We start from the raw sequence: 24,864 nt of genomic DNA, 5'->3' as shown, positions 1-24,864 counted from the left end.
TGTCAGATTACCGGCGACGGCACCGTCGGCACGAGTCACCACGTCGCGCGCGTGCGGCGAGGGTGTCCGGAGTCACCTCGCGCACCGGTCAGTCGGCGTCGGCCTGGAGTATCAACCGTCGGCCCGGATCCGGTGACATCGGCACACTGTCGCGCTGCAGCAGCCACGACGCGATGTTGTGGAACAGCGGCGCCGCCGACTGCCCACCGCCGCCGTCGACACCGCGCACCGGCGCGTCGAGCATGATGCCGACGACGTAGCGGGGATCGTCGGACGGTGCGATGCCGGCGAACGTGATCCAGTAGTCGGAGTTCGAGTAGCAGCCGCACGCCGGATCGACCTGCTGCGCGGTACCCGTCTTCCCGCTGATCTGGTAGCCCTCGACGGCGGCCTGCGGCCCGGTCCCCTGCTGGTAGCCCATCGGATCCTTCTGGGTCACCGACCGGAACATGTCCCGGACCGTGCGGGCCGTCTCCTTGCTCACCACGTGGACCGGTTCGGGTCGCTCCGGTTCGGTACGGGTGCCGTCGGCAGCCACGGTCGCCTTGACGATGCGCGGCGGGATCCGTTCACCGTCGTTGGCCATCGTCTGGTAGATCGCGGTCATCTGCAGCAGCGTCATCGACAGGCCCTGTCCGATCGGCAGGTTCGCGAACGTGCCGCCCGACCAGTCCTCCAGTGCCGGAACGCTGCCGGCGCTCTCACCGGGCAGCCCGACGCCGGTGGCCTGCCCCATGCCGAAGCGGTGCAGCATGTCCGCGAACCGCTCCTCCCCGACGCGTTCGGCGAGCATCAGCGTGCCGACGTTGGACGACTTCCCGAACACCCCGGTGCTGGTGTACGGCACGACGCCGTGCGCCCACGCGTCCTTGACGGACACGCCGGCCATCTGGATCGACCCCGGCACCTGCAGCACCTCGTCGGGGGTGGTCAGCCCGTACTCGACCGCCGCCGCCGCCGTGATGATCTTGTTGACGGAGCCGGGCTCGAACGGGCTGGTGACCGACAGGTTGCCCATCCGCGCCTCGGGCGGATTGTTGCCGACACCGATCGCCGGGTTGAACGTGCCGTCGTTGGCCATCGCCAGCACCTCGGACATCTTCGCATCCAGCACGACGACGGACACGTTCTTCGCGCCCGACAACTCCTTGGCCTGCTGGGTCTGCTGCTGCACGTAGTACTGCAGATCCGAGTCGAGGGTCAGTTCCACGGTCTCACCGTCGACCGCGGGGCGCAGGTCACGGCGGCTGCCCGGGATCACGGCGCCGTCCGAACCCCGGTCGTGCGTCTCCGAACCGTCGCTGCCGGCGAGGACCTCGTCCATCGAGTCCTCGAGCCCGAGCAGTCCGTGCCCGTCCCAGCCGGTCGCGCCGACGAGGTTCGCGGCCAGCGACCCGCCCGGATACTCGCGGATGTCCTGTCGCTCGAGGCCGACCTCCGGGAACTCCCCGGCGATGTCGGCGGCGACCGCCGGGTCGACACTGCGCGCCAGGTACACGAACGTCTCGTTGCTCTGCAGCTTCGCGAGAAGATCCTTCTCGGGCGCGGCGTCCCCGAGTCGGTCGTGGATACCCGCGGCGATCTCCTGCACCCGGGTCTGCGCGTCCGGGAGGGAATCGTCCTCGGCACGCAGGTCGTCGATGTTCTTGCGTTCCCGCACCGGCTGGAACGTCAGCGCCTTCGCGTCCAGGGTGTACGCGAGTTTGCTGCCGTTACGGTCCAGGATCGCGCCGCGGGTCGCGGGCAGGGTGACGACGGCGGTGCGCTGGTTCGCGGCCTCCGCGGACAGGCGCGGCGCATCGATGCCCTGCACCCACAGCAACTGCAGTGCGACGACACCGAGCGCGACGAGCATGACGGCCCGCCCGTACTTCAACCGGAACGCGAACGCATCGGTGCGACGGACCCCGGACCGGCGGGCCTTCCCGGCACGCGCACGACGCGGCGGTGTCGGTGCCGGCCGGCGCCGGGGTGCCGGTCGGCGCCCGCCGGAGGACGTCACTGCCGCGCGCCGGCCGGGGGCTGGGTGACGACCGTGATCGGCGTCGGCTGTTCACCACGCGCCTCGATACGGCCCTCGACGTTCTGCTGCGGCGCGGCCGGGGTGTTCCGCTGGGGTGCGGCCGGCTGCGCCGGCGCGGGCGCCGCGGCACGCGGTGCCGGTGCCCGGTCCAGCGGCGGGACCGGCTTGCCCTCGGCAGGCTCGGGAGTGCCGACGACGGTCACGGCACCGGCGGCGTCCAGCACCAACCGCGCCGGGTCCTTGACCGGGATCAGTCCCAGTTCCGCCGCCTTCTCCGCGAGGATCGGCGCCGAGTTACCGGCGGCGACCTGACGCTGGAGGGCCGCGGTCCGCTCCTGCAGGCTCTGGTTGTGTGCGCGGGTGTCCGCGAGCTGGTAGGAATCCTCCGCGGCACGCGTGGTCAGCAGCAGCGTCGTCGCCAACCCGAGGCACAGCAGCCCGATGATCGTGGCCACGAACGGAACCCGGGCCGAGATCCGCCGCGACGACGGTGTGGTCGAGGCAGCCTCCGGCGCCGGGACCGCAGCCCCGTGCGGGTCGACGACGGACGCGCGGTGCCGGCGCCGGTCGTAGGCACGCTGCGCCGCCGTCGACCGTCGGATACGCGCGGTGGGGGCTACCTGAACAGTCATGCCGTCGTCCTCCTCGCGATACGCTGCGCCGCCCGCAACCGGACGGGTGCCGCTCTCGGGTTGTCCTCGATCTCCTGCTCCGAGGCGCGTTCCGCGCCGCGGGTGAGGATCCGGAGTTCCGGACCCATACCCGGCAACTCCACGGGCAGGCCTTCGGGGGTCTTGGACTTCGAGAGGGGGGTCAGTTCCTGCTTGACGACCCGATCCTCGAGGGACTGGTACGACATGAACACGACGCGGCCACCGACGGCGAGGGCGTCGAGGGCGGCAGGCACCGCGGCCCGCAGCGAATCCAGTTCACCGTTGACCTCGACCCGCAAGGCCTGGAAGGTCCGCTTGGCGGGATGGCCGCCGGTCCGTCGGGTCGCGGCGGGGATGGCGTCGTACAGCAACTCCACCAGCGCGGCGCTGGTGGTGAACGGCTGCTTCTCGCGACGACGCACGATCTCGGATGCGATCCGGCTCGCGAACCGCTCCTCGCCGTACGTGCTGAGGATGCGGGCCAGCTCACCGTGGCTGTAGGTGTTGAGGATCTCGGCGGCGGTGAGCCCCGCGGTGGGGTTCATCCGCATGTCGAGCGGCGCGTCCACCGAGTAGGCGAAGCCGCGGTCGGCCTCGTCGAGCTGCATCGACGACACACCCAGGTCGAACAGGATCGCGGCCACGGTACCGGTCGACGCGAGCCCGGCCTGGTCGAGAGCGTCGACGATGCCGTCGTAGCGGGTGTGCACGAACGTGGTGCGGTCGGCGTACGGTGCGAGCCGGCCGGACGCGATCCGCAGCGCCTCGGGATCCCGGTCCAGCCCGATCAGGTGCAGACCCGGATAGGTGCGCAGGAAGTGCTCCGAGTGTCCGCCGAGACCGAGGGTCGCGTCGATCATCACCGCGCCGGCACCGCTCGGATCGTCGGCGGTGATCGCGGGACCGAGCAACTCGTCCGCGCGATGCAACAGAACCGGGACATGACCGAACTCGTCGGGGACCGACCTGGTGCCGTCCTCGCCGTCGACCATGCTGTCCTCCGGTTGATGCTCGTGCGCTCGCGCGCGGTGGTGGTTGTTCGGAGGGCGACGAATGCCTCGGGGTCCCTGTCCGATCGAGGAACCTGGCACTGGGGAAGAGTGTCAGGTTCCCGGTGGCGACCCTGGCGCTGGGGAAGTGCGTCAGGGTCACACTCGGGCAGAGGCCTCGCGGCACTCGCCGGCGCCCGGGGGCTAGAAGATCCCCTCGAGCGCTTCGTCTCTGGCTTGCGAATAGCTTTCTTCGTGCTCCGCGAGATAGTCCGCCCATGCCTGGGCATCCCAGATCTCGAGGAAGTCGACCGAACCGATCACCACGCAGTCCTTGGACAGGCCCGCGTAGCGGCGGTGATCCGAGGACAGGGTGATGCGGCCCTGCCCGTCGGGGTGCTGCTCGTCGGTTCCGGAGGCGAGTCCGCGCACGAATGCACGCGCCTGCGGATTGCTCCGCGAGGCCGCCGCGGCACGGCGAGCGAGCGCGGTGAACTCTTCCCGGGGATACACCGCAAGGCTGTGGTCCTGACCCTTCGTGACCATCAACCCTCCCGCCAGCATGTCCCGGAACTTCGCGGGCAGCGTGAGCCGCCCTTTGTCGTCGAGCTTGGGCGTGTAGGTGCCGAGAAACACTCGACACACCTCCCGCCGGGGCCCTGTGGCGAACATGCGAACAATCGGCTGCGCAAAGCTGCCGAACCACTCACATTTCTGGCGGGTCGCCTCCACGATCCGCTGTCCGCCACTTTACCCCACTTTCCACCACTTTCAATCCGAAACACCGGGCGATTTGACAAGCCCCTCCGGATAAGTGCAGCTCACAGCAGGGTCACGAAGTGGGGGGCGAATCGACGGGTGACGGCAGACACCCGAAGCCGACCGGACCGAACAACGGCGGCGGCGCAACCGGGATGGTTGCGCCGCCGCCGTAATCCGGACGAACTCGACTACTCCTGCTCGAATCGCCTCCGGAAACGGTCTTCCATGCGGGACGAGAATCCGCCCGCAGATTTCTTGCCGCCATGGGATCTGCGCGGATGCGATCCACCCGCCCCATGCGGAGTGGCGTTCCCGTCGGGAACTTCCGCCGGACTCCCCTTGCCTCCACCGAGGAGGAAGAGAATTCCGGCACCGAACATCACGACGAATCCGATCAGACTGATGATCGGAAACTCGCCCAACCGCACATTCAGAGCCACGCCCGCGACGAGGAGGACCAGACCCAGAACGAAAAGGGCCACCGCCTGCAGTCGTCGCCTTCCGGAAGGGGCACGCATGCGCCCGCCCCTCACGGTGGACGCGAACTTGGGATCCTCGGCGTAGAGCGCGCTCTCGATCTGGTCGAGCATGCGCTGCTCGTGCTCGGAGAGTGGCACGGTACCTCCCCCGGCACTAAGAGTTGACACCTCGCCGCGGTGCGGTGAGGCGGGTAACGAACTGACGATTACCTGAACTCGATAATACGAGGTACGCCCGCGCCGTACCACCTACTCCACCGACGAGTTCCCGACGAATCGGCGGTAACCGATGGCAGCCGACACCGATGTGCCCATGACCTGCACATATGCCGCGTTCCGGACAGGGTCGATCACCCGGTGCCGGCATCGACCGCGTGTCGACCGGCCCCGGCGAGCAGATCGTCGACCGCGATGAGGAACCGTCCGACCTCCCCGTAGAACCTGTCCGCGGCGACACCGTCGATCGACCGTGTCACCCCCGACTCGACCGCGGCCCGCAACGCGGAATGCTCCGCGAAATAGTCGGCCCACGCGGCGAACTCGGGTGCCGCCCGCGCCAGGAGCACCCACGCACTGCGTGAGCGCGGCCGCCGACCGGATGCCACCCGCGCCGCGCCCTCGCACGCGGCGAGTACCGCGGCAGCCCCCTTCAATGCACTCAGATACGCGCACCGGAAACGCTCGTCGGGCATCGACGCCCCCGCCGCCTCCGACAGCAGTCCGTCCGCACGCCGCAACAGCACGGTCGCCCGATACGGCGCCGACGCCGGCGAACGCGTGGAACCCGCGCACCCGGCCGGCCCCACCGGCAGACTGGACGCGACCCCCACCCCGACCCGAGACTCGACTTCCGCCATGACTCCGAGCACCTCCCACCGCTGCCGAGTTCCCGGCGATCCGGTGATGCGTCGCTTCCCCGGGCGAACCACCGACACATCACCGGATCACCAATATCGAACGCATGTTCGACCTATTCAATATAGCTGGCCCCACCGACACGTCGTCAAGGGAGAGAACCAGGGTGAGCCCACGCATGAACTCCACAGACACGACAGACGCCGCGGATCCGTCCGACCCGGGTCCGGTCGTCGTCGATCTGCCGCCGGCGGAGATGCGCGCGCGACTGCCCGAGGCGCTCGGGATCTACGTCGCGGCCATGGGCTACCCGAAGGGCACCGAGTACCACCGCGCCCCGATGTGGTCCGAGCACATCGGGCGTGCCGGGTGGCGGGCGGTCGGCGCGGTCCGCACCGATCCGCAGCGCCCCGACCGGCCGGCGGACCTGCTGGCGATCGCGTACGGCTACCGCGGCGCCCCCGACCAGTGGTGGCAGCAGCAGGTCCGGCACGGGATGCAGGAGTCCGGGTGGAGCGGCGAGCAGGTCGACCGCATCCTCGGGAACTACTTCGAACTGACCGAACTGCACGTCCACCCGGCCGCGCAGGGGCACCGACTCGGTGAGCGGTTGCTGCAGCGGCTCCTCACCGACCGCCCGGAGCGGGGTGTGCTGCTGTCCACCCCGGAGGTCGACCGGGAGGACAACCGGGCGTGGCGGCTGTACCGGCGCACCGGATTCCGCGACGTCGTCCGCCATTTCACGTTCGCCGGCGACCGGCGCCCGTTCGCGGTCCTCGGCCGGGGGCTTCCGCTGTGAGCGCTCCGGGAGGAACCGCCGTGCTCGACGCCGTCGTCGTCGGATCGGGGCACAACGCGCTGGTGTCGGCGTGCTACCTGGCCCGCGACGGCTGGTCCGTCGAGGTCCTCGAACGGGACACGGTGCTCGGCGGTGCGGTGTCGACCGTCGAACGGTTCCCGGGGCACCGGATCGATCGCGGCTCGTCGGCGCACATCATGATCCGGCACTCCGGGATCGTCGAGGAACTCGATCTCGCCGCGCACGGGCTGCGCTACCTCGACTGCGACCCGTGGGCGTTCGCGCCCGCCCCGGCCGGGTCGGACCGGCCCGGCATCGTGTTCCACCGCGACCTCGATCGCACGTGCGCGTCGATCGAGGCAGCGTGCGGGGCCGCCGACGCGGACGCCTACCGGCGGTTCGTCGGCACGTGGGGTCCGCGCAGTGCCCGCGTGATGCGCGCGTTCGCAGCCCCACCGACGGGCGGGCATCTGCTGCGCTCGTTCTGGGGACTCGACACCGGCAACGGGGGTGCGGCCCTGTCCCGGGAATTCCTGACGACCGGTGACGCTCTGCTCGACGAGTACTTCGACAGCGAACCGCTCAAGGCCGCGCTCGCATGGTTCGGCGCCCAGTCCGGGCCGCCGATGTCGGAGCCGGGGACCGCACCGATGGTGGGGTTCGCGGCCCTGATGCACACGTTGCCGCCGGGCCGGGCGGTCGGCGGCAGCGGCGCACTCACCGCCGCACTGGCGTCACGTCTCGAATCGGACGGCGGCACCGTCACGCTCGGGGACAGCGTGACCGAACTGCGCCGCGACCCCGACGCATGGACCGTGGTCACCGAGTCGGGACGCCGCGTGCGGGCCCGCACGGTGATCGCGGGCTGTCACGTCCTGACCACGCTCGATCTGCTGGAGCGCGGCGGCTACGACCGCGACACGCTCGCCGGATGGCGGCGGCGGATCCGCATCGGCCCCGGTATCGGGCTGGTGCTGCGACTCGGGACGGACGCGCTGCCGTCGTATCCGAGCGTGCCGGACGGCGCGACGGCCACGAGCGGGCTGCAGTTGCTCGTCACCGACCGGGCCCAGTTGCGGACCGCGCACGGCGCCGCGCTCGCCGGGGAACTGCCACCGGATCCGGCGGTGCTGGCGATGAGTTTCAGCGGCATCGATCCGACCATCTCCCCTGCCGGGGAGCATCAGGTGACGCTGTGGTCGCAGTGGCATCCGTACGCGCTGTCCGGCGGCCGGTCCTGGTCGGACATCGGTGAGCGGGAGGCCGACCGGGTGATCGCGGGTGTCGACGCGCTCGCACCCGGGTTCGCCGCCGGCATCCGGCACCGGCACGTGCAGACCCCCGCCGACATCGAACGCGAGATGGGTCTGCTCGGCGGCAACGTGATGCACGTGGAGATGTCACTGGACCAGATGTTCATGTGGCGGCCGATCCCGGAGTTGTCGGGGCATCGGGTCCCGCACGCGGACGGGCTGTACCTGACGGGGGCGTCGACGCATCCCGGCGGCGGCGTGTCCGGGGCGAGTGGGCGCAGCGCGGCCCGGATCGCGCTCGCGGACACGCGTGGTGGGCGGGTGCGGCGACTGCTGCGCGGTCGGCTGCGGTGACGCGCACCGTCTCCACCGTGTCGCCGCTGGTGCGGGTGTCCGCGGGGCTCGCCGTCGCCGCGGTCGGCGCCCAGATCGTCTATCCGCTCGTCGACGGCCGGGTCCGGGACGTCGTCACGGTGGCGGTGGTCGTGCTGCTGGCGGCGGCGTCGGTCGTGCACGCGACCGCGGTCCGCGGCGGCCGGTGGGCGGCGGGGCTGGTGGCGTCGACGGCCGGGATCGGGCTGGTCTCGGAGATCGTCGGGACCGCGACCGGGTACCCGTACGGCTGCTATGCGTACGCGACCGACCGGCTCGGCTGGGCGATCGCGGACGTGCCGGCGGTGGTGCCACTGGCGTGGACGGCCGGCTTCTATCCGGTGTGGTGCGCGGCGTCACTGGTCACCCGGACCCGTGTCACGCGGATCGCACTGACCACGATCGGCGTCGTCGGCTGGGACCTGTACCTCGATCCGCAGATGGTGGCCGACGGGCAGTGGCGCTGGTGTGTCGCCGACGCCGGACTGCCCGGTATCGCGCACATTCCGCTGACCAACTACGCCGGGTGGCTGTTCGTCGCCGCCGTCATGGCGACCGTCGTGGACAGGCTCGACACCCGGATCGGGTCGCCGACGCCGTCCCCGGTATCGGACGCGGTGCCGCTCGCACTGTTGCTGTGGACGTGGCTCGGGTCGTCGCTCGCGCACGCCGTCTTCCTCGATGCACCCGAATTGCGGTATTCGGCGGTCTACGGTCTGTTCGCGATGGGTGTGGTCGGGGTGCCGTTGCTGGTGCGGCTGGCACGCCGGAACGGCGGCACCTGACGCGGGCGACCGGTCGCGCCTGGCACGATGGCGCTGTGCTGTCGTCGACACCTGCCCCGGCTCCCCGTTCCCGTTCCACCCGTGCGGTCGCCGCCGCGGTACTCGCGGTACTGCTGATGCCGCTGCTGGCGGGCTGTCTACGGGTACAGGTGTCGATGGGGGTGTCCACCGACGACAAGGTGTCCGGGCAGATCGTCGCGGCGACCGTCCCCAAGGACGAGAACGACAAGGGCCCGCAGCTCACCCCGTCCGATGCGCTCGCGCCGCGGATCCGGGTGGAGGAGTACCGCAAGGACGGCTACGTCGGCACGCAGGCGTTCTTCAGCGACCTCACGTTCGGTGACGTCGCCGATCTCGGATCGATGTACGGGCAGACCGGGGGCGCGCTGCAACTGGCGCTGCGCCGGGCCGGGGACCAGGTGACCCTCGACGGCACGGTGGATCTCGAGGACGTTCCCGCGCAGGGCACCGACGTGCAGTTCACGATCGCGTTCCCCACCCGGATCGCCACCACGAACGGCACCCGCAACGGCGACTCGACGGTCAGCTGGACGCTGCCCGCCGGTGACATCAGCACCCTGCACGCCGAGGTCCGCTACCCGGATCCGCGGACCCGCAGCTTCGCCGGCTGGGCGGGCATGGCCGGGGGCGTGGCGGTCGCGGCCGCGGTGATCGTCGGCGTGCTGGCGTGGCGCGGGCGCAATCCGTCGCCGTCGGACACGCCGCGACGCGATCCCGCCGAGACGTCGACCCACTGATCCGACGTGCTGTCTCCGTTCGACGTCGCGGTACGCGTGGGTGCCGGGCTGGCGCTCGGCGGGGCCGTCGTCGCCGCCGCGAACACGGTCACGCTGCCCCGGCTGCGACCGTGTGCCGGTGCGGTCACCGAGCCGGTCACGGTCGTCGTCCCGGCCCGTGACGAGGCCGACCGGATCGCCGCACTCGTCGGGGATCTGCGCGCCCAACGCGGCCTGGTGACGCTGCGGGTGTTGATCGTCGACGACGATTCGGCCGACGACACGGCCGCGGTGGCCGCCCGCGCGATCGGCGGCGACGGGCGTTTCACACTGATCCGGGGCGCCGAGCTGCCGCCACCGGGCTGGCTCGGCAAGAACGCCGCATGCCATCGGGGCTCGGAACATGCTGCGCGGCTGACGGATTCGACACGGCCGGGCGTGCTGGTGTTCCTCGACGCCGATGTCCGTCTGACCCCCGACGCGCTCGCCGCCGCCGTCACCGGACTCCGCGACCACGACGCCGCACTGCTGTCGGCGTGGCCGCGGCAGGTCGCGGTCACGGCTGCCGAACGACTGGTCCAGCCGCTGCTGTGCTGGTCGTGGTTCGCGAGCCTGCCCGTCGCGATCGCGCACCGCGGCACCCGGCCGTCGATGGCGGTCGCGTGCGGTCAGTTCCTGGTGTTCGACGCCGCCGCGTACTTCCGGCTCGGCGGGCACGCCGCGGTCGCGGGTGCGGTCACCGAGGATCTCGCGATCGCCCGCGCGCTGCGGCGGCAGGGAGACCGCACCGTGGTGGCCGCGGCAGGCCGGGTGGCGTCGTGCCGCATGTACGGCGACGCCGGTGCGGTGCGGGACGGCTACCGCCGCTGGCTGTGGTCGGCGTACGGCTCGACTGCCGGGTCGGCGGCGGTGTCGGCGGTCGTCGCCGTCGCCTACGTGCTGCCGCCGCTGGCGGTGGTGTCCGGTCGCACCCGCCGGTGGGGTCTGCTCGGCTACGGCGCGGCCGTGGCGTCCCGGCTGGCCGCACGAGCCGTCGAGACCGGTCGCCGCCCCGGGATCCGGGAGGCCGCGGACGCGGCGGCGCATCCGCTCTCGGTCGTCGGCTACCTCGGTCTGACGGCGGCGTCCCACCTCGGCCGGCGACGGGGCCGGCTGCGGTGGAAGGGCCGCCCCGTCGGGTGAGCCGACCGGGTCAGGCGGATGCCGCCGTGGACGCCGACAGGCCCAGGTTCGCCAGCACCTCGCCGGTCGCCCGCGCGAAGTTGAGGGTGATGAAGTGCAGGCACGGGGCGCCCTCGGTGATGAGCCGTTCGGCCATCTCGGTGGCCACCTCGATGCCGACCTCGCGGACCGCGGCCCGGTCCTCCTCCGGACCGTCGCCGGCGGCCCGCACCAGGCGTTCCTCGAGCGCGACGGGCAGCTTCGAGCCGGACAGCTCCAGGCTCCGCCGCGCCGAGCGCAGCGACGTGATCGGCATGATCTCCGGGATGATCGGCTTCTCGCCCTGCTCGGCGTCGCACGCGACGACCCGGTCCCGCAGACGCAGGTAGTCGTCGACGTCGAAGAACATCTGCGTGATCGAGTACTCGGCGCCGGCCCGCAGCTTCGACACCAGGTACTTCGTGTCGTGGTCGAGGTCCGGGGCCCGGTAGTGGCCCTCCGGGAACGACGCGACACCGACGTGGAAGTCGCCCATGTCACGGACGAGCCGCACGAGTTCCTCGGCGTACTCGACACCGTCGGGATGCTTGACCCACTCGCCGAGCGGGTCGCCCGGCGGGTCGCCGCGCAGGACCAGGATGTTGCTGATGCCACGGTCGGCATACGCCCCGCACATCGCCCGCAACTCGTCGATGCTGTGCCCGACGGCGGTCAGGTGCGCGACCGGCAGCAGTGTCGTCTCGTCGGCGATCTGCCCGGTCACCCGGACGGTGCGGTCCCGCGTGGAGCCACCGGCCCCGTACGTCATGGACACGAACGCCGGCCCGAGTCGCTCGAACTCGCGGACGGCGCGCCACAACCGCGCCTCGGCGGCCTCGTCGCGGGGCGGCGAGAACTCCACGGAGAACGGGATCCGACCGCTCCCGGGCTCTGCCGAGGAACGGATGCGGTCCACGATCGTGGGGGTACGGGTCACCCAACCGGAGCTGCTTCGCCCCCGAACGGCATCGAATGTCACGAACCCCAGCATAGGTTGACCTGCATCACTCGATCGCACCGCATCGCCCGAATGGTCCGGATGGGTCCGGGTGGCGTGCCCACTAAGGTGGGGGCGAGGCTTTTCGCGATCAACCTGGAGGCAGTCCTGTCCCCCCTGTCCGCCCCTGCCGGCGCGTCCACCCCGCCCGTCCCGCCACTGACCGACCTCGTCGAGGAGTCGCTGCGGGAGTTCTTCGCGTCGCGCGGCGACGCGGTCCGTGCCGTCGGAGGCGGCTACCCGGACGCCGTCGCCGCGTTGGAGAGTTTCGTGTTGCGCGGCGGCAAGCGGGTGCGCCCGGTGTTCGCGTGGACCGGGTGGCTCGGTGCCGGTGGTGATCCGGACGGGCCGCAGGCGGCGGCGGCGCTGCGGGCGGCCGCCGCCCTCGAACTGGTGCAGGCGTGCGCGCTCGTCCACGACGACATCATCGACGCGTCCACCACCCGGCGCGGGTTCCCGACCGTGCACGTCGAGTTCGCCGACCGGCACCGCGCGAACGGGTGGAGCGGCGGGGCCACCGAGTTCGGGCACGGTGTCGCGATCCTGCTCGGCGATCTCGCGCTCGCGTGGGCCGACGACATGATCCGGGAGGCCGGCCTCGACCACGACACGCTCGCGCGGGTCTCCCCGGTGTGGTCCGCGATGCGCACCGAGGTGCTCGGCGGCCAGTTCCTCGACATCACGGGCGAGGTGAGCGCCGACGAGACGGTCGAGGCGGCGCTGCGCGTCAACCGCTTCAAGACGGCGGCGTACACGATCGAGCGGCCCCTGCATCTGGGTGCGGCGATCGCCGGCGCGGACGCCGGTCTCGTGGACACGTACCGGCGCTTCGGCACCGACATCGGGATCGCGTTCCAGTTGCGCGACGACCTGCTGGGCGTGTTCGGCGACCCCGATGTGACGGGCAAGCCGTCGGGCGACGACCTGCGCGCCGGCAAGCGCACCGTACTGTTCGCGGTCGCGCTCGAGCGGGCCGACGCCACCGACCCGGCCGCGGCGGCGTTGCTGCGCGAGTCGATCGGCACGGATCTGTCGGACGCCCAGGTCGAGCGGCTGCGGTCGGTGATCACCGATCTGGGGGCGGTCGACGACGCCGAGCGGCGGATCGCCGATCTCACGGACCGCGCGCTGACGGCCCTGGACGCCGGCAGCGTCACCGACGACGGCAAGAGCCGGCTGCGGGACATGGCGATCGCCGTCACCCGCCGGAACGCCTGACCGCCGTGCGGAGCGTGCGGGGCGCGACCGACCGGGTCGTGGTCGTCGGAGCCGGGTTGGCGGGACTGTCCGCGGCACTGCATCTGCGGGGCACCGGACGGGACGTGACGATCCTCGAACGCGACGACCGGCCCGGCGGCCGGGTGGGCGCGTACGACGGCGACGGCTACACGATCGACAACGGCGCGACGGTGCTGACCATGCCGGAGTTGGTGCACGACGCGCTCGCAGCGGTCGGCGCGGACGGCGCGTCGACGACACCACCGCTGCGCCTGCACCGGCTCGAACCGGCATATCACGCCCGGTTCGCGGACGGCTCCACGATCGACGTGCACTCCGATCCGGACCGGATGGCGGCGGAGGTCACCCGGGTGTGCGGCCCCGACGAGGCCCGTCGGTACCGGAATCTGCGCCGCTGGCTGGCCCGGGTGTTCGACGCCGAGTTCGACACGTTCATCGACGCGAACTTCGATTCGCCGCTGGATCTGCTGTCGACCCGGAAGTCGGCGACGGATCTGGCGCGGCTCGCCGCGGCGGGCGGGTTCGGACGGCTCGGCCACCAGGTGGCCCGCCGGATCACCGATCCCCGCCTGCGCCGCGTGTTCACGTTCCAGGCCCTGTACGCGGGGGTCGCGCCGGCGAAGGCGCTCGCCGTGTACGGCGCGATCGCGCACATGGACACGTCGATGGGGGTGTCGTTCCCGGAGGGCGGCATGCACACGATCGCGGCGTCGCTGGCCGACGCGTTCACCGCGGCCGGCGGGCACCTGCATTTCGGCGCCGACGTGGTCCGGATCGACCGGGACCCCACGCGACCCGGTGCGCGGGCCCGGGCGGTGCACACCGCCGACGGCCGCGTGTTCGAATGCGACGCCCTGGTGCTGACCCCGGACCTGCCGGTCGTCGACCGGTTGCTGGCGACCCGGCGGCCGCGGCGGCTGCGGATCTCCCCGTCCGCGGTGGTGCTGCACGGCACGGTGCCGCGGGCGACGGCGGCGCGGTGGGGGGCGGCGCACCACCACACCATCGACTTCGGCGGCGCGTGGGAGCGCACGTTCGCCGAGATCACCGCGCCCCGCGGCCGGGGCCGGTTGATGAGCGATCCGTCCCTGCTGATCACCCGGCCGGCCGTCACCGACCCCGGTCTGACGGTCGTCCGCGACGGTGTCGACCACGAACCGCTGTCGGTGCTCGCGCCGTGCCCGAACCTGGACAGTGCACCGCTGGACTGGCCGGTGCTGGCCGACGTGTACCGCCGGGAACTGCTGCAGACCCTCGAGGCGCGCGGCTACCACGGCATCACCGGCGACTATCTCGTCGATCACATCGACACCCCGGACACGTGGGTGCAGCGCGGCATGGCCGCCGGCAGCCCGTTCGCGCCGGCGCACGTGTTCCGGCAGACCGGCCCGTTCCGGCGCCGGAACATGGCCTCACGTGCGACGAACGTGGTGTTGGCGGGGTCCGGTACCACGCCGGGGGTGGGGGTTCCGACGGTGCTCGTGTCCGGGAAACTGGCCGCACAGCGCATCGCCGGGACACTGCACCCGGCGCCGGAACGTCCGATCCCGAGGCAGGGCTTTGCCGAACATTCGCCGGCGACACACTAAACTGTCACTTCGTCCCGTGCCGACCGACGGTTTCGACACCGTCGGTCACCGTCGAACGATCCTTCCGGGGGAGGAACCTGCACCCATGTCGGCCCCTTCCGCGTCCGTCGACGCCACCTCCATCGACACTGCGGCGGGTCCGCGGTCCCGGCTGCGGGTGAGCGCCGACTACCTGCGCACCCCCGCCGGACACGCGTCGCTGCTCGGCTTCCTCGGCGCGATCATGATCACGTTCGGCGGGTTCGGTGCCGGCAGCGTCCGGCGCCACGACCCCCTGCTCGAGGACTGGCGCCTGTCGTGGCTGCGGTTCGGGCACGGCTACGCACTGTCCACGATCGTCGTGTGGGCGGGCGTGCTGGCGATGATCGCGGCATGGGTCCGCTTGGGCCGCATCGCACTCCGTGGTGATGTCGGACTGCGGGGCGTGCTGTGGACGGTGCCGGTGTGGACCGCCCCGATGCTGCTGGCCGTCCCCATGTTCAGCCGGGACGCCTACTCCTATCTGGCGCAGGGCGCGCTGCTACGGGACGGCTTCGACCCGTACGCGGTCGGCCCGGTCGTCAACCCGGGCCTGCTGCTCGACAACGTCTCCAACGTGTGGACGACGACGACCGCACCGTACGGTCCGGTGTCGCTGCTCCTCGGCCAGGGCATCACGGCGATCACCGGGGACAACGTGGTCGCGGGCACGATGCTGCTGCGCCTGGTGTTCCTGCCCGGTCTGGCGCTCATGATGTGGGCGCTGCCGCGGCTCGCCCGGCAACTCGGCGGCAATCCGACGATCGCGGTGTGGCTCGCGGTGCTCAATCCGTTGGTGCTGATCCACCTGATCGGCGGCGTCCACAACGAACTGCTCATGGTCGGCCTCATGGTCGCCGGTATCACGCTCGCACTCGACCGCAGGCATGTCGCCGCGGTCGCGGTCATCGCGCTCGGTGTCGCGGTGAAGGCGATGGCCGGGATCGCGCTGCCGTTCATCGTGTGGATCTGGATGATCCACGAACGCGACCGCGCGCTCGCCGAGGGCCGCGAACCGGCCACCCCGTGGGCGGCGTTCGTCCGCACCGCCGGCACCGGTGTCGCGGTGTTCGCGGCGATCTTCGCGGCCGCGTCGGCGATCGCCGGGGTGGGACTCGGCTGGCTGACGGCCCTGTCCGGCTCCGCGAAGATCATCAACTGGCTGTCGCTGCCGACGATCATGGCGCACGTCGTCACGGTCGGCACCGGCTGGTTCACCGGTCTGCGGCTGGCCCCGGTCCTCGAGGTGACCCGCACGATCTCGGCAGTCGCGCTCGCGGGCCTGCTGGTGTGGATCTGGTGGCGGTTCCGCACGACCGAGCGGGACGCGGTGATGGGTATCCTCGTCGCCCTGGTGGCGATCGTGGTCCTGTCGCCGGCCGCCCTGCCCTGGTACTACTCGTGGCCGCTCGCGATCGCGGCCGGTTTCTCGACGTCGACGCGGACCCTGCAGATCCTCGTCGGCCTGTCGACGTGGCTGATGCTGGTGTTCCAGCCGGACGGGTCGATCGGCCTGTACACGTTCCTCCACGTCGCGCTCGCCACGTTCGCCGCGGTCGTCGCCGCCGTCTCGCTCACCACCGTCGATCCCCTACGACTGCGGGCAGTGTCCGATCCGACCCGCGCGGCGGTCGCCGACACCGAGACGACACCGGCACCGGCACCGCTACCGGAACGGGCCTCGTCGCCGCTGTGACCGGTCCCCGTCCGGCCGGCGATCTCGCGTCGGCGTACGAGCGGTGCCGCCGGATCGCCGCCGAGCACGGCCGCACCTACTACCTGGCGACGCGACTGCTGCCGCGCGAGCACCGGTCCGCGGTGCACGCCCTGTACGGGTTCGCGCGCACCGTCGACGACATCGTGGACGTCGCACCCGACGGCGGGCAGTCGGCCGCGCTCGACCGGATCGAGGACCTGTTCGACGCCGCGGTGACCGGCCGGCCGGTGGACGATCCGGGCACCGGACCGATCCTGGCGGCACTCGCCGACACGATCGACCGGTACGGGATCGATGTCGACCTCTTCCGGGCGTTCCTCGCGTCGATGCGGATGGACGTGCCGGGGACCCCGGCGTTCCGCGCGACCTACCCGGACATGCCGGCGCTGCAGCAGTACATGTACGGCTCGGCGGCGGTGATCGGGCTGCAGATGCTGCCGGTCCTCGGCACCACCGTCCCCGTCGCGGAGGCCGCACCGTACGCGGCGGCGTTGGGGGAAGCGTTCCAGCTCACCAATTTCCTCCGCGACGTCGGCGAGGACCTGGACCGCGGCCGGGTGTACCTCCCGGCCGACGAGTTGGCAGCGTTCGGGGTCGACGCGGACCTGCTGCGGCACTGCCGCGCCACCGGGGTGTCGGAGCCGCGAGTGCGCCGCGCACTGGCGCACGTCGTCGCGGTCACCCGCGGCGTCTACCGCCGCGCCGAACCGGGACTCGAACTGCTCGAGCCGCGGGTCCGGCCGGGACTGCGGGCCGCGTTCGTCCTGTACCGCGGGATCCTCGACGAGATCGAGGACAGCGGGTTCCGGGTCCTCGACCGGCGGGTGGCCGTGCCGCGCCGACGCCGCCTCGCCGTGGCAGCACCGCTGCTCGTGCGGACGGTCGTCGGCGCGGGATAGCGTCCGGTGGAATCGTCTGTCAGAACGCCATCGACTGGGCGCGGCGGATCACCTCGCGGGCCAGGTCCCCGTGCATCGCGTCGATCGGGGTGCCCGGCAGGGACTCGTCGGCGGTGAACAGCCAGCTCAGGATCTCCTCGTCGGAGTAGCCGCCGTCGCTCAGCACCATGATCAGACCGGACAGCAACCGGGCCGGCTGCCCGTCCTCACCGAAGAAGGCCTCCGGGACGCCGGGGACCCGGTCCCGCTTGACCGCGATCAGGCGGTGGTCACGCAGCAACTGGTGGACGCCGGTGATCGGGATACCCATCCACTTCGACACGTCCGGCAGCTGCAGCAGCGGGATCGACCGGTCCAACACGTCATCGCAGTAAGGGAGTGCACTCACTCCCGTTACGTTATCGGGTCGGGGGACGGTCCTCGACCACCGCCGTCGTCTCCCCGTCACGGAATCGGGGCCGGAGTGTCCGGCTGACTACGATCGGGGGGAATCTGTATCGGCAAGGCGAGGGGCTCGGGCTTGAATCCAGGAGGTCGAGGGTTGATCGGTGTGGTGCTCGAACGGCGCTATCGCATCGATGCGCCCATCGCGCGCGGCGGCATGTCCACCGTGTACCGCGGCGTGGACCTGCGGTTGGACCGCCCGGTCGCGATCAAGGTGATGGATCCACAGTTCGCTGCGGACCCCCAGTTCCTCGCCCGCTTCGAGTTCGAGGCCCGCGCCGTCGCCCGGCTCGCGCATCCCGGCCTGGTCGGGGTACACGACCAGGGCAGTGACGGAGAACACGTGTTCCTGGTGATGGAACTCGTCGAGGGCGGCACCCTGCGCGAACTGCTCCGTGAACGCGGCCCCATGCCGCCGCACGCCGCGGCCGCGGTGGCCCGTCCCGTCCTCGAGGCGCTCGCCGTCGCGCACCGGGCCGGGCTCGTGCACCGCGACATCAAACCCGAGAACGTGCTGATCTCCCACGCCGGCGACGTCAAGATCGCCGACTTCGGACTGGTGCGGGCGATCGCCGCATCCAACGCGACCTCCCGCAGCGTCATTCTGGGCACCGCCCAGTACCTGTCCCCCGAACAGGTCACCACCGGCACCGCCGACGCGCGCAGCGACGTGTACGCCGCCGGCGTGCTGCTGTTCGAGATGCTCACCGGTTCCACCCCGTTCACCGGTGACACCTCGCTGTCCATCGCCTACCAGCGCATCGACAACGACGTCCCGGAACCGAGCAGCATCATCGACGGGGTGCCGCCCGCGTTCGACGAACTCGTCGTCCGCGCCACCGAACGCGACCCCGACCGACGGTTCACCGACGCCGGTGCCATGGCAGCCGAACTGCGCTCCGTCGGCACCCGGTTGCGGCTACCCGAGTACCGGGTGCCGTCGCCACGGCGTGCCACTCCCCCCGCCGCGGCATCCCCCGCCACGGCACCCACAGCCGCGACCACACGGGTACCGGCCGGACCGGCGACTGCCGCACCGGCCGCCGACACCGTGTCCCCCGGGGACGCGACGACCGTGCTCGCAGCGGCCCCCGACCCCGGCTCCGGCGTCCGGCACACCAAGGTCGTCACGACGGTGACGCCGCGTCCGACACCCGAGTCCGAGTCCGCCCCCGAGTCCCCCCGACCCTTCGGAGTCGGGTCGGCCCGCCTGCAACGGTCCCGTCGCACCGTCGTGACCTGGCTGCTGGTGGTCGTGCTGCTCGCGGCCGCCGTCGGATTCGGCGGCTGGTGGCTCGGTTCGGGCCGCTACGCCGCGATCCCGGCGATCGGCGGCCAGGACAAGGCCACCGCGACCGCCACCATCGAGGCGGCCGGGTTGAGCGTCGACACCGCCGGACGGTACTCGGACACCGTCGCGGCCGACGCCGTGATCGGCACCGACCCGGATGCCGGCGCGGAGGTGCCCCGCGGATCGTCGGTGAACCTGCTGATCTCGCTCGGCCGACCCACCGTCCCCGAGGTCACCGGCCGCGGCGACATCGCCGCCGTCGAGGCGAGCCTGCGGGAACGCACGCTCGCCCCCGTCGACGGCGGGGAGACGTTCAGTGCCCGCGTCCCGGTCGGTGCGATCGCCGCCCTCGACCCCGCCCCCGGCACGATGCTGCCCGTCGGCGCGCAGGTCCGGATGCTCCGCAGCAAGGGCGCACCGCCCGTCGACGTCCCGGACGTGTCCGGCATGTCGGAGGACAAGGCCCGCAAAGCCCTCGACGACGTCGGGATCACCGTCCGGGACGTGCAACTCGTGTTCGACGCCTCCGTCGACGCCGGCGACGCGATCGGTACCGACCCGGCAGCCGGGACCGGCGTCACCTCCGGCACCAGCGTCGCGCTGAAGGTATCCAACGCGATCAAGGTGCCGTCGCTGCTGGGCCGCTCCGTCGGCTCCGCGAAGAACGAACTCGACCGCCTCGGCCTGCCCTACGAGGTGCGGCAGATCATCAGCTCCGACCGCTCCCTCATCGTCTCCCAGGACCCGAGCGCGGGCTCCCGCGTCACACCCGGCACCACCGTCACGCTCACGTCGCTGCTCTGATCTTCTCCCCAGTGAACGGCTGAAGGGTCCCTTCGTTCGCCTCAGGCGAACGAAGGGACCCTTCAGCTGATGCGGCAGGAGTATCCCGCCGGCGGGTGGAGCCCGGGGTCAGCCGCGCAGCATTTCCGCGACGAGGAAGGCCAGTTCGAGGGACTGCTGGGTGTTGAGGCGGGGGTCGCATGCGGTTTCGTAGCGGCCGGACAGGTCGATGTCGGAGATGTCCTGGGCGCCGCCGGTGCATTCGGTGACGTCCTCGCCGGTGAGTTCGACGTGGATGCCGCCGGGGTGGGTGCCGAGTCCGTTGTGGACCTCGAAGAAGCCCTGGACTTCGTCGACGATGCGGTCGAAGTGGCGGGTCTTGTAGCCGGTGGTGGCCTCGTGGGTGTTGCCGTGCATGGGGTCGCACTGCCAGATCACCTGGTGGCCGGTGGCCTGGACCTTCTCGATGATGGGGGGCAGCAGGTCGCGGACCTTGCCGTTGCCCATGCGGGAGATGAGGGTCAGGCGGCCGGGCTTGTTGGTCGGGTCGAGGCGTTCGACGTATTCGACGGCCATCTCGGGGGTGGTCGACGGGCCGATCTTGAGGCCGATGGGGTTGGCGACGAGTTCGGCGAACGCGATGTGGGCGCCGTCGAGCTGGCGGGTGCGGTCGCCGATCCACAGGAAGTGTGCGGACAGGTCGTACAGCTTGGGGTGGTCGCCGTTGTCGTCGAGGCGCAGCATCGCGCGCTCGTAGTCGAGGACGAGGGCCTCGTGGCTGGCGTAGATCTGTGCGGACTGCAGGTTGGGGTCGGTGACCCGGCAGGCGTCCATGAACTTGAGGCCGCGGTCGATCTCGGCGGCGAGGGCCTCGTAGCGGGCGCCGGCCGGCGAGTTCGACACGAATTCGCGGTTCCAGTCGTGGACGCGGTGCAGGTCGGCGGTGCCGGAGCCGGTGAGCGCGCGCACCAGGTTCATGGCGGCGCTGGCGTTGGCGTAGGCGCGGACGAGCCGGGACGGGTCGTGGGCGCGGAGGGCGTCCTCGGCGACGATCGAGTTGACCATGTCGCCGCGGTAGGACGGCAGGCCGAGGGCGTCGGTGTTCGACGAGCGCGGCTTGGCGTACTGGCCGGCGATGCGCGCAACCTTGACGACGGGCAGGCTCGCCCCGTAGGTGAGGACGACGGCCATCTGCAGCAGGGTGCGGATGTTGCCCTTGATGTGTGGTTCGGTGTTGTCCGCGAAGGTTTCCGCGCAGTCGCCGCCCTGCAGCAGGAAGGCTTCACCGCGGGCGACCTCGGCCAGCTTCTCCGACAGCGCCTCGACCTCGCCGGCCACCGTGATCGGTGGCACGGATTCGAGGACGGTGCGCATGGCCGCGGCCTGGTCGGCGGGCCATTGCGGCTGCTGGGCGGCCGGCTTGGCGAGTGCGGCGGCCAGCCGGTCGCGCATGGCGGCGGGCAGCGGCGGCAGTTCGGGCAAGCGGTCGATGGGCACGTCGACAGTCCAGTTCACGACTACAGGATATTCTCTCCGTCACAATCGGGGCCGGGAAGGCTCCCGTTCACAGAGATCACCTGTCGGGTGATCCCGGTCACCGCCGGGTCACCGCATCCGTCGGAACGCCTCGATCGCGTCGAACTTGGCGAGGTTGTGGCGGGCGTCGGCGAGGGCGTCGTGGGCGTCGTCGGGGACCGGCGGCAGCGGCGGGCAGCCGTGGAACTCCCAGTGCTGGCGCAGTTCGCGGGTGTAGCGGGGCAGGCTCGACGGCAGCTCCGTCATCGCCCCCCACAGCTGGCACAGGACGACGTGGTCGTAGGCGGCGACCCACGCCCACAGTTCGGGTTCGATGCCGGGTCGCGGGATCAGGAACGCCATCAGGTCGTCACGGATCCGGGACCGCGACTTCCACAGCGGCGACGACGGCGGCGGCAGCTTCGGCAGCACGTTGCGCCGCACCCAGCGTCCGGCTCGTTCGGGATCGAACTCGGTGGAGACGGCGTAGAACTCGCGGCCGTCCTCGCACACCACACCGATCGAGACGAGCTCGATGGTGCGGCCGTCCTCGATGAACTCGCAGTCGTAGAAGTAACGCACCGTGGGAGCCTATGCTCCCGCTCACCGGGTCACTCGACACGGCACCCCCGGTTCGGGGCAGGATGGTTCGGTGCGCACCCCCTCCCCCGTCTCCGCCGACCGATCGTCCGACGTCGACTCGTTCTCCGAGTCGGCCGTCCCGTCGTGGTGGCGGTCGCCGATCGGTGTCGCGGCCCGGATCGCGATCGGGGCAGGTGTGGTGTTCGGCGCGGTCTACCACCTGATCGGGTTCCCCGGTATCCGTGATCTCGGCTTCTACTACCGCATCGATCTGGACGTGTACCGGCTCGGCGGTGCCCTGTTCGCCGAGGGCGGGCCGCTGTACGGATCGCTGCCGCACACGGCGTCGGGGGATTCGCTGCCGTTCACGTATCCGCCGCTCGCGGCGGTGGTGTTCTCGCCGATGTCGATGATCTCGCTGAACGCGGCCGGGGTGGTGCTGACGGCGTTGACGCTGGTGGCGTTGTTCGCGACGCTGGTGCTCACGCTCGCATCGATCGGGGTGCGGGTGCGTACGACGTTGGCGTGGACGGCGCTGGCCGCGACGGCGATCGCGTTCACCCTCGAACCGGTGCGGTCCACGTTCGACTACGGGCAGGTGAACATTCTGTTGATGGCGTTCGTGGCGGCCGACTGCCTACCGAAGCGGACGCCGTGGCCGCGGGGGCTGCTGATCGGGTTCGTGGCCGCCGTCAAGCTCACACCCGCGGTGTTCGTGCTGTTCTTCCTGGTCCGCAAGGACGTTCGGGCCGCGGTGACGACGGGCGTGAGTTTCGTGGTGTTCGGCGCGATCGGGTTCGTGCTCACCCGCGCCGACTCGTGGCAGTACTGGACCGAGACCCTGTTCGCGTCCGACCGGATCGGGACGCCCGCGTATCCGTCGAACCAGAGCATCACCGGCATGCTGGCACGGCTCGGGGTGGACGAGTCGCTGCGCAGCGCGCTGTGGCTGGGCCTGAGTGTGGTGGCGCTCGGGGTGGCAGCGGTCGCGATGCACCGTGCGTTCGCGGCGGGCGCGACAGTGCTGGCGCTGTGCGTCAACGCGCTGTTCGGTCTGCTCGCCTCCCCCGTGTCGTGGTCACACCACTGGGTCTGGGTGGCTCCGCTGCTCGCCCTCACCGCCGTCGAGGCGCACCGGCGGCGTAGCGCACTCCTCGCCGGGGGTGCGGCCGCGACCTGGCTGCTGTTCGTGATCGCCCCGCACTGGCGGCTGGGCCCGGGCCGGTGGGAGGGCACCGGGTGGCCGTTGTGGGACCAGTTCGCCGCCTCCGCGTACGTGTGGTGGGCGGTCGCCGTGATCGTGGCCGTCGCGTGCGGGACCGGGCTCGACCGGCGGGGACGCCGCAGCGACCGGCACGTCGGCGCCGATGTCCCGCAACTGTCGCCGGTGGCCTGACGGGTCCTCGCCGGCGGTGTCCCGCCACCAGCAGTACACGTACGCGGCGAGCGCACCCACGAGGGTGACCACCACCCACAGGGTGACCGACACGTCCACCCACGATCCGATCGGCGGGCTGCCGGGCAGGATGCTGCGCATCGGGACGACCGCGAACAGCATTGCGGCCATCCAGCCGAGCATGTCGGTGTCGACACGCCGGCGCCGACGGACGGTCGAGATCGCCACGAACGCGGCGAGGACCGCGAGGACGACCATCATGAGCAGCAGGATGACGGCGTAGACGAGGGTGCCGACCGAACGCCGGAGTTGCACGTCGATGCCGGTGCCGCCGAACGGCTCGGCGGTGCCGTCGATACCGATGTCGACGGCGTGCTGCGTGATCCGCCATCCGTCGAGGCGCCCGTCGAGGTACGTGCGGGATTCGATCACGCGGCTCTCCCCGCCGTCGTCCGTGTAGGCGAGGACGGCGAACGGTTCGATCGTGAACCGGTCGAACGGCCAGTGCGCGGCCCTGCCGCGGACCACGAGTTGGGCGTCGACCGTCGTGGGCACCGATCCGGACGGGAACACCAGTGCCTGCCGCGAGGTGCTCGGTTCGACGTACAGCCCGAGCGACTGTGCGAGCGTTTCGCCGTGCGGGACGTAGAAGTCGTCTCCGAGCACGACCGTGATCTCGACGTCGAGCCGGCCGGTGGTCGGATGCATCGTGGTCGGGGTGACGATCACGACGACCTCCCCGTCCGCGGCGAACGCCGGGACCTCGTCGGCGCCGACGCCGTCGCTCGCGGCGAACACGCCGAGCACCGCGGCGTACACCGCGACGACCGCCCCCGCGACCGCGGTCCGGAACAGTCGGGGCCGTCTACGGGCGAAGGACGAGAAGGGCACGTCACGGAAGATACCGCGCCGCGGGACACCGGGGTCAGTGACGCGCGAGCGCCATCGTCACCGAATCATCCGGCGGGGACACCACTTTCGGATCCCTGCGGGTGGCGACGTCCCACACCGCCTTCGGGTAGGCGAGGATCTCGCGCACCGAGTTCCGCACCAGGGTCCGCAACCGGCCACCGGCGATCCCGGCGCGGACACCGTCGGCGTCGATGCCGGCGGCACGGGCGAGGGCGACGGTCCGCGGCAGGTGGAACGTCTGGGTGACGACGAGCGCCCGCCGGATCCCGAACGTGCGGGCGGCCCGCACACACGTGTCGTACGTGTCGAGACCGTAGGGGTCGGCGACGATCCGCCACCGGTCGACACCCGCGGCGACGAGGTAGCCGGTCATGGCCGCGATCTCGTCACCGGAGTGTCCGTGGGCGTCACCGGAGACCAGCACGACCGAGACCGTGCCGGCCCGGACCAGCGCGACGGCGGCGTCGAGCCGGCCCTGCAGGAATCGCATGGGCCACCCGTCCGCGACGCGGGCGCCGAACACGATCGCGACCGGCGCCGCGGGCGCGGTGGCCGGGACGGACAGTCGCACGCGC

22 protein-coding genes and 1 pseudogene are annotated in these 24,864 nt (G+C 71.4%); 11 read left to right on the top strand and 12 right to left on the bottom strand.

Annotation, left to right across the window (positions count from 1 at the left end; all coding sequences use genetic code 11):
* Positions 1 to 88: 88 nt before the first annotated feature.
* From E0497_RS05740 to E0497_RS05715, 6 genes are all read right to left on the bottom strand, one after another.
* Positions 89 to 2,002: a peptidoglycan D,D-transpeptidase FtsI family protein gene (locus E0497_RS05740; RefSeq protein WP_421958306.1), complete on the bottom strand. Its 1,914-nt coding sequence runs from the start codon at positions 2,000 to 2,002 to the stop codon at positions 89 to 91.
* A complete protein-coding gene (gene ftsL / locus E0497_RS05735) occupies positions 1,999 to 2,655 on the bottom strand; it encodes a cell division protein FtsL (RefSeq protein WP_137723805.1) in 657 nt (218 codons plus the stop codon). The genes E0497_RS05740 and ftsL overlap by 4 nt, the downstream gene beginning before the upstream one ends.
* Positions 2,652 to 3,668 carry a 16S rRNA (cytosine(1402)-N(4))-methyltransferase RsmH gene (gene rsmH, locus E0497_RS05730; RefSeq protein ID WP_137723804.1) on the bottom strand — a complete coding sequence of 339 codons (1,017 nt, stop codon included), beginning with the start codon at positions 3,666 to 3,668 and terminating at the stop codon, positions 2,652 to 2,654. The genes ftsL and rsmH overlap by 4 nt, the downstream gene beginning before the upstream one ends.
* 201 nt (positions 3,669 to 3,869) lie before the next feature.
* Entirely contained in the window at positions 3,870 to 4,301 is a 432-nt protein-coding gene (gene mraZ, locus E0497_RS05725; RefSeq protein WP_137723803.1) for a division/cell wall cluster transcriptional repressor MraZ, read from the bottom strand.
* Between the two features lie 314 nt (positions 4,302 to 4,615).
* Positions 4,616 to 5,044 carry a DUF3040 domain-containing protein gene (locus E0497_RS05720; RefSeq protein ID WP_137723802.1) on the bottom strand — a complete coding sequence of 143 codons (429 nt, stop codon included), beginning with the start codon at positions 5,042 to 5,044 and terminating at the stop codon, positions 4,616 to 4,618.
* 212 nt (positions 5,045 to 5,256) lie between these two features.
* Positions 5,257 to 5,763, bottom strand: coding sequence for an SAV_6107 family HEPN domain-containing protein (locus tag E0497_RS05715; protein ID WP_170312880.1), 507 nt, complete (start codon positions 5,761 to 5,763; stop codon positions 5,257 to 5,259).
* A gap of 176 nt (positions 5,764 to 5,939) precedes the next feature.
* On the opposite strand from E0497_RS05715, the gene E0497_RS05710 reads away from it, so the two are divergent.
* The 5 genes from E0497_RS05710 to E0497_RS05690 all read left to right on the top strand — a co-directional run bounded on the left by E0497_RS05710 (position 5,940) and on the right by E0497_RS05690 (position 10,889).
* Positions 5,940 to 6,560 (top strand): GNAT family N-acetyltransferase, encoded by a 621-nt coding sequence (locus E0497_RS05710; protein WP_137723801.1) that lies wholly within the window; start codon positions 5,940 to 5,942, stop codon positions 6,558 to 6,560.
* A gap of 20 nt (positions 6,561 to 6,580) precedes the next feature.
* Entirely contained in the window at positions 6,581 to 8,167 is a 1,587-nt protein-coding gene (locus E0497_RS05705; RefSeq protein WP_137723864.1) for a phytoene desaturase family protein, read from the top strand.
* A gap of 26 nt (positions 8,168 to 8,193) precedes the next feature.
* Positions 8,194 to 8,970: a carotenoid biosynthesis protein gene (locus E0497_RS05700; RefSeq protein WP_137723865.1), complete on the top strand. Its 777-nt coding sequence runs from the start codon at positions 8,194 to 8,196 to the stop codon at positions 8,968 to 8,970.
* A 116-nt stretch (positions 8,971 to 9,086) separates the two neighbouring features.
* Positions 9,087 to 9,728, top strand: coding sequence for an LppM family (lipo)protein (locus E0497_RS05695; RefSeq protein ID WP_137723863.1), 642 nt, complete (start codon positions 9,087 to 9,089; stop codon positions 9,726 to 9,728).
* A gap of 6 nt (positions 9,729 to 9,734) precedes the next feature.
* A complete protein-coding gene (locus tag E0497_RS05690) occupies positions 9,735 to 10,889 on the top strand; it encodes a glycosyltransferase family 2 protein (RefSeq protein ID WP_241665726.1) in 1,155 nt (384 codons plus the stop codon).
* Positions 10,890 to 10,899: 10 nt separating this feature from the next.
* Here the strand turns inward: E0497_RS05690 and metF are convergent, their stop codons facing one another.
* Positions 10,900 to 11,898 (bottom strand): methylenetetrahydrofolate reductase [NAD(P)H], encoded by a 999-nt coding sequence (gene metF / locus E0497_RS05685; RefSeq protein ID WP_170312878.1) that lies wholly within the window; start codon positions 11,896 to 11,898, stop codon positions 10,900 to 10,902.
* Between the two features lie 102 nt (positions 11,899 to 12,000).
* On the opposite strand from metF, the gene E0497_RS05680 reads away from it, so the two are divergent.
* The 4 genes from E0497_RS05680 (at position 12,001) to E0497_RS05665 (ending at position 17,366) form a co-directional block, all read left to right on the top strand.
* Positions 12,001 to 13,122, top strand: coding sequence for a polyprenyl synthetase family protein (locus E0497_RS05680; RefSeq protein ID WP_421958310.1), 1,122 nt, complete (start codon positions 12,001 to 12,003; stop codon positions 13,120 to 13,122).
* A 5-nt stretch (positions 13,123 to 13,127) separates the two neighbouring features.
* Positions 13,128 to 14,732 (top strand): phytoene desaturase family protein, encoded by a 1,605-nt coding sequence (crtI, locus tag E0497_RS05675; protein WP_170312877.1) that lies wholly within the window; start codon positions 13,128 to 13,130, stop codon positions 14,730 to 14,732.
* Positions 14,733 to 14,817: 85 nt separating this feature from the next.
* Positions 14,818 to 16,446, top strand: coding sequence for an alpha-(1->6)-mannopyranosyltransferase A (locus E0497_RS05670; RefSeq protein WP_137723799.1), 1,629 nt, complete (start codon positions 14,818 to 14,820; stop codon positions 16,444 to 16,446).
* Positions 16,443 to 17,366, top strand: a complete 924-nt coding sequence (locus tag E0497_RS05665) for a phytoene/squalene synthase family protein (RefSeq protein ID WP_137723798.1) — start codon at positions 16,443 to 16,445, stop codon at positions 17,364 to 17,366. Before E0497_RS05670 ends, E0497_RS05665 begins: the two co-directional genes overlap by 4 nt.
* Before the next feature lie 19 nt (positions 17,367 to 17,385).
* Here the strand turns inward: E0497_RS05665 and E0497_RS05660 are convergent, their stop codons facing one another.
* Positions 17,386 to 17,754, bottom strand: a complete 369-nt coding sequence (locus E0497_RS05660; protein ID WP_137723797.1) for an Rv2175c family DNA-binding protein — start codon at positions 17,752 to 17,754, stop codon at positions 17,386 to 17,388.
* 132 nt (positions 17,755 to 17,886) lie between these two features.
* Between E0497_RS05660 and pknB the strand changes: the two genes are divergently transcribed.
* The gene (gene pknB, locus E0497_RS05655) at positions 17,887 to 19,905 is read left to right on the top strand and encodes a Stk1 family PASTA domain-containing Ser/Thr kinase (protein ID WP_137723796.1); all 2,019 of its coding nucleotides are present in this window, start codon (positions 17,887 to 17,889) and stop codon (positions 19,903 to 19,905) included.
* Between the two features lie 108 nt (positions 19,906 to 20,013).
* Here pknB and E0497_RS05650 read toward each other — a convergent pair whose 3' ends face one another.
* Entirely contained in the window at positions 20,014 to 21,399 is a 1,386-nt protein-coding gene (locus E0497_RS05650; RefSeq protein ID WP_137723795.1) for a class II 3-deoxy-7-phosphoheptulonate synthase, read from the bottom strand.
* A 90-nt stretch (positions 21,400 to 21,489) separates the two neighbouring features.
* Entirely contained in the window at positions 21,490 to 21,981 is a 492-nt protein-coding gene (locus E0497_RS05645) for a polyadenylate-specific 3'-exoribonuclease AS (RefSeq protein ID WP_137723794.1), read from the bottom strand.
* Positions 21,982 to 22,141: 160 nt separating this feature from the next.
* Here E0497_RS05645 and E0497_RS05640 point away from each other — a divergent pair, with 160 nt between their 5' ends.
* Entirely contained in the window at positions 22,142 to 23,377 is a 1,236-nt protein-coding gene (locus E0497_RS05640; RefSeq protein WP_137723859.1) for a glycosyltransferase 87 family protein, read from the top strand.
* A gap of 33 nt (positions 23,378 to 23,410) precedes the next feature.
* On the opposite strand, the pseudogene E0497_RS05635 reads toward E0497_RS05640, so the two are convergent.
* Both E0497_RS05635 and E0497_RS05630 read right to left on the bottom strand, forming a co-directional pair.
* Positions 23,411 to 24,175 (bottom strand): annotated as a pseudogene (locus E0497_RS05635) (DUF4436 family protein); the annotation flags it as partial.
* A 127-nt stretch (positions 24,176 to 24,302) separates the two neighbouring features.
* Positions 24,303 to 24,860, bottom strand: a complete 558-nt coding sequence (locus E0497_RS05630) for a SanA/YdcF family protein (RefSeq protein WP_241665725.1) — start codon at positions 24,858 to 24,860, stop codon at positions 24,303 to 24,305.
* Between the last annotated feature and the right edge of the window lie 4 nt (positions 24,861 to 24,864).

Source organism: Prescottella subtropica, assembly GCF_005434945.1.
Taxonomy (GTDB): Bacteria; Actinomycetota; Actinomycetes; order Mycobacteriales; family Mycobacteriaceae; genus Prescottella; species Prescottella subtropica.
This window is presented reverse-complemented; position numbering and strand designations above follow the sequence as displayed.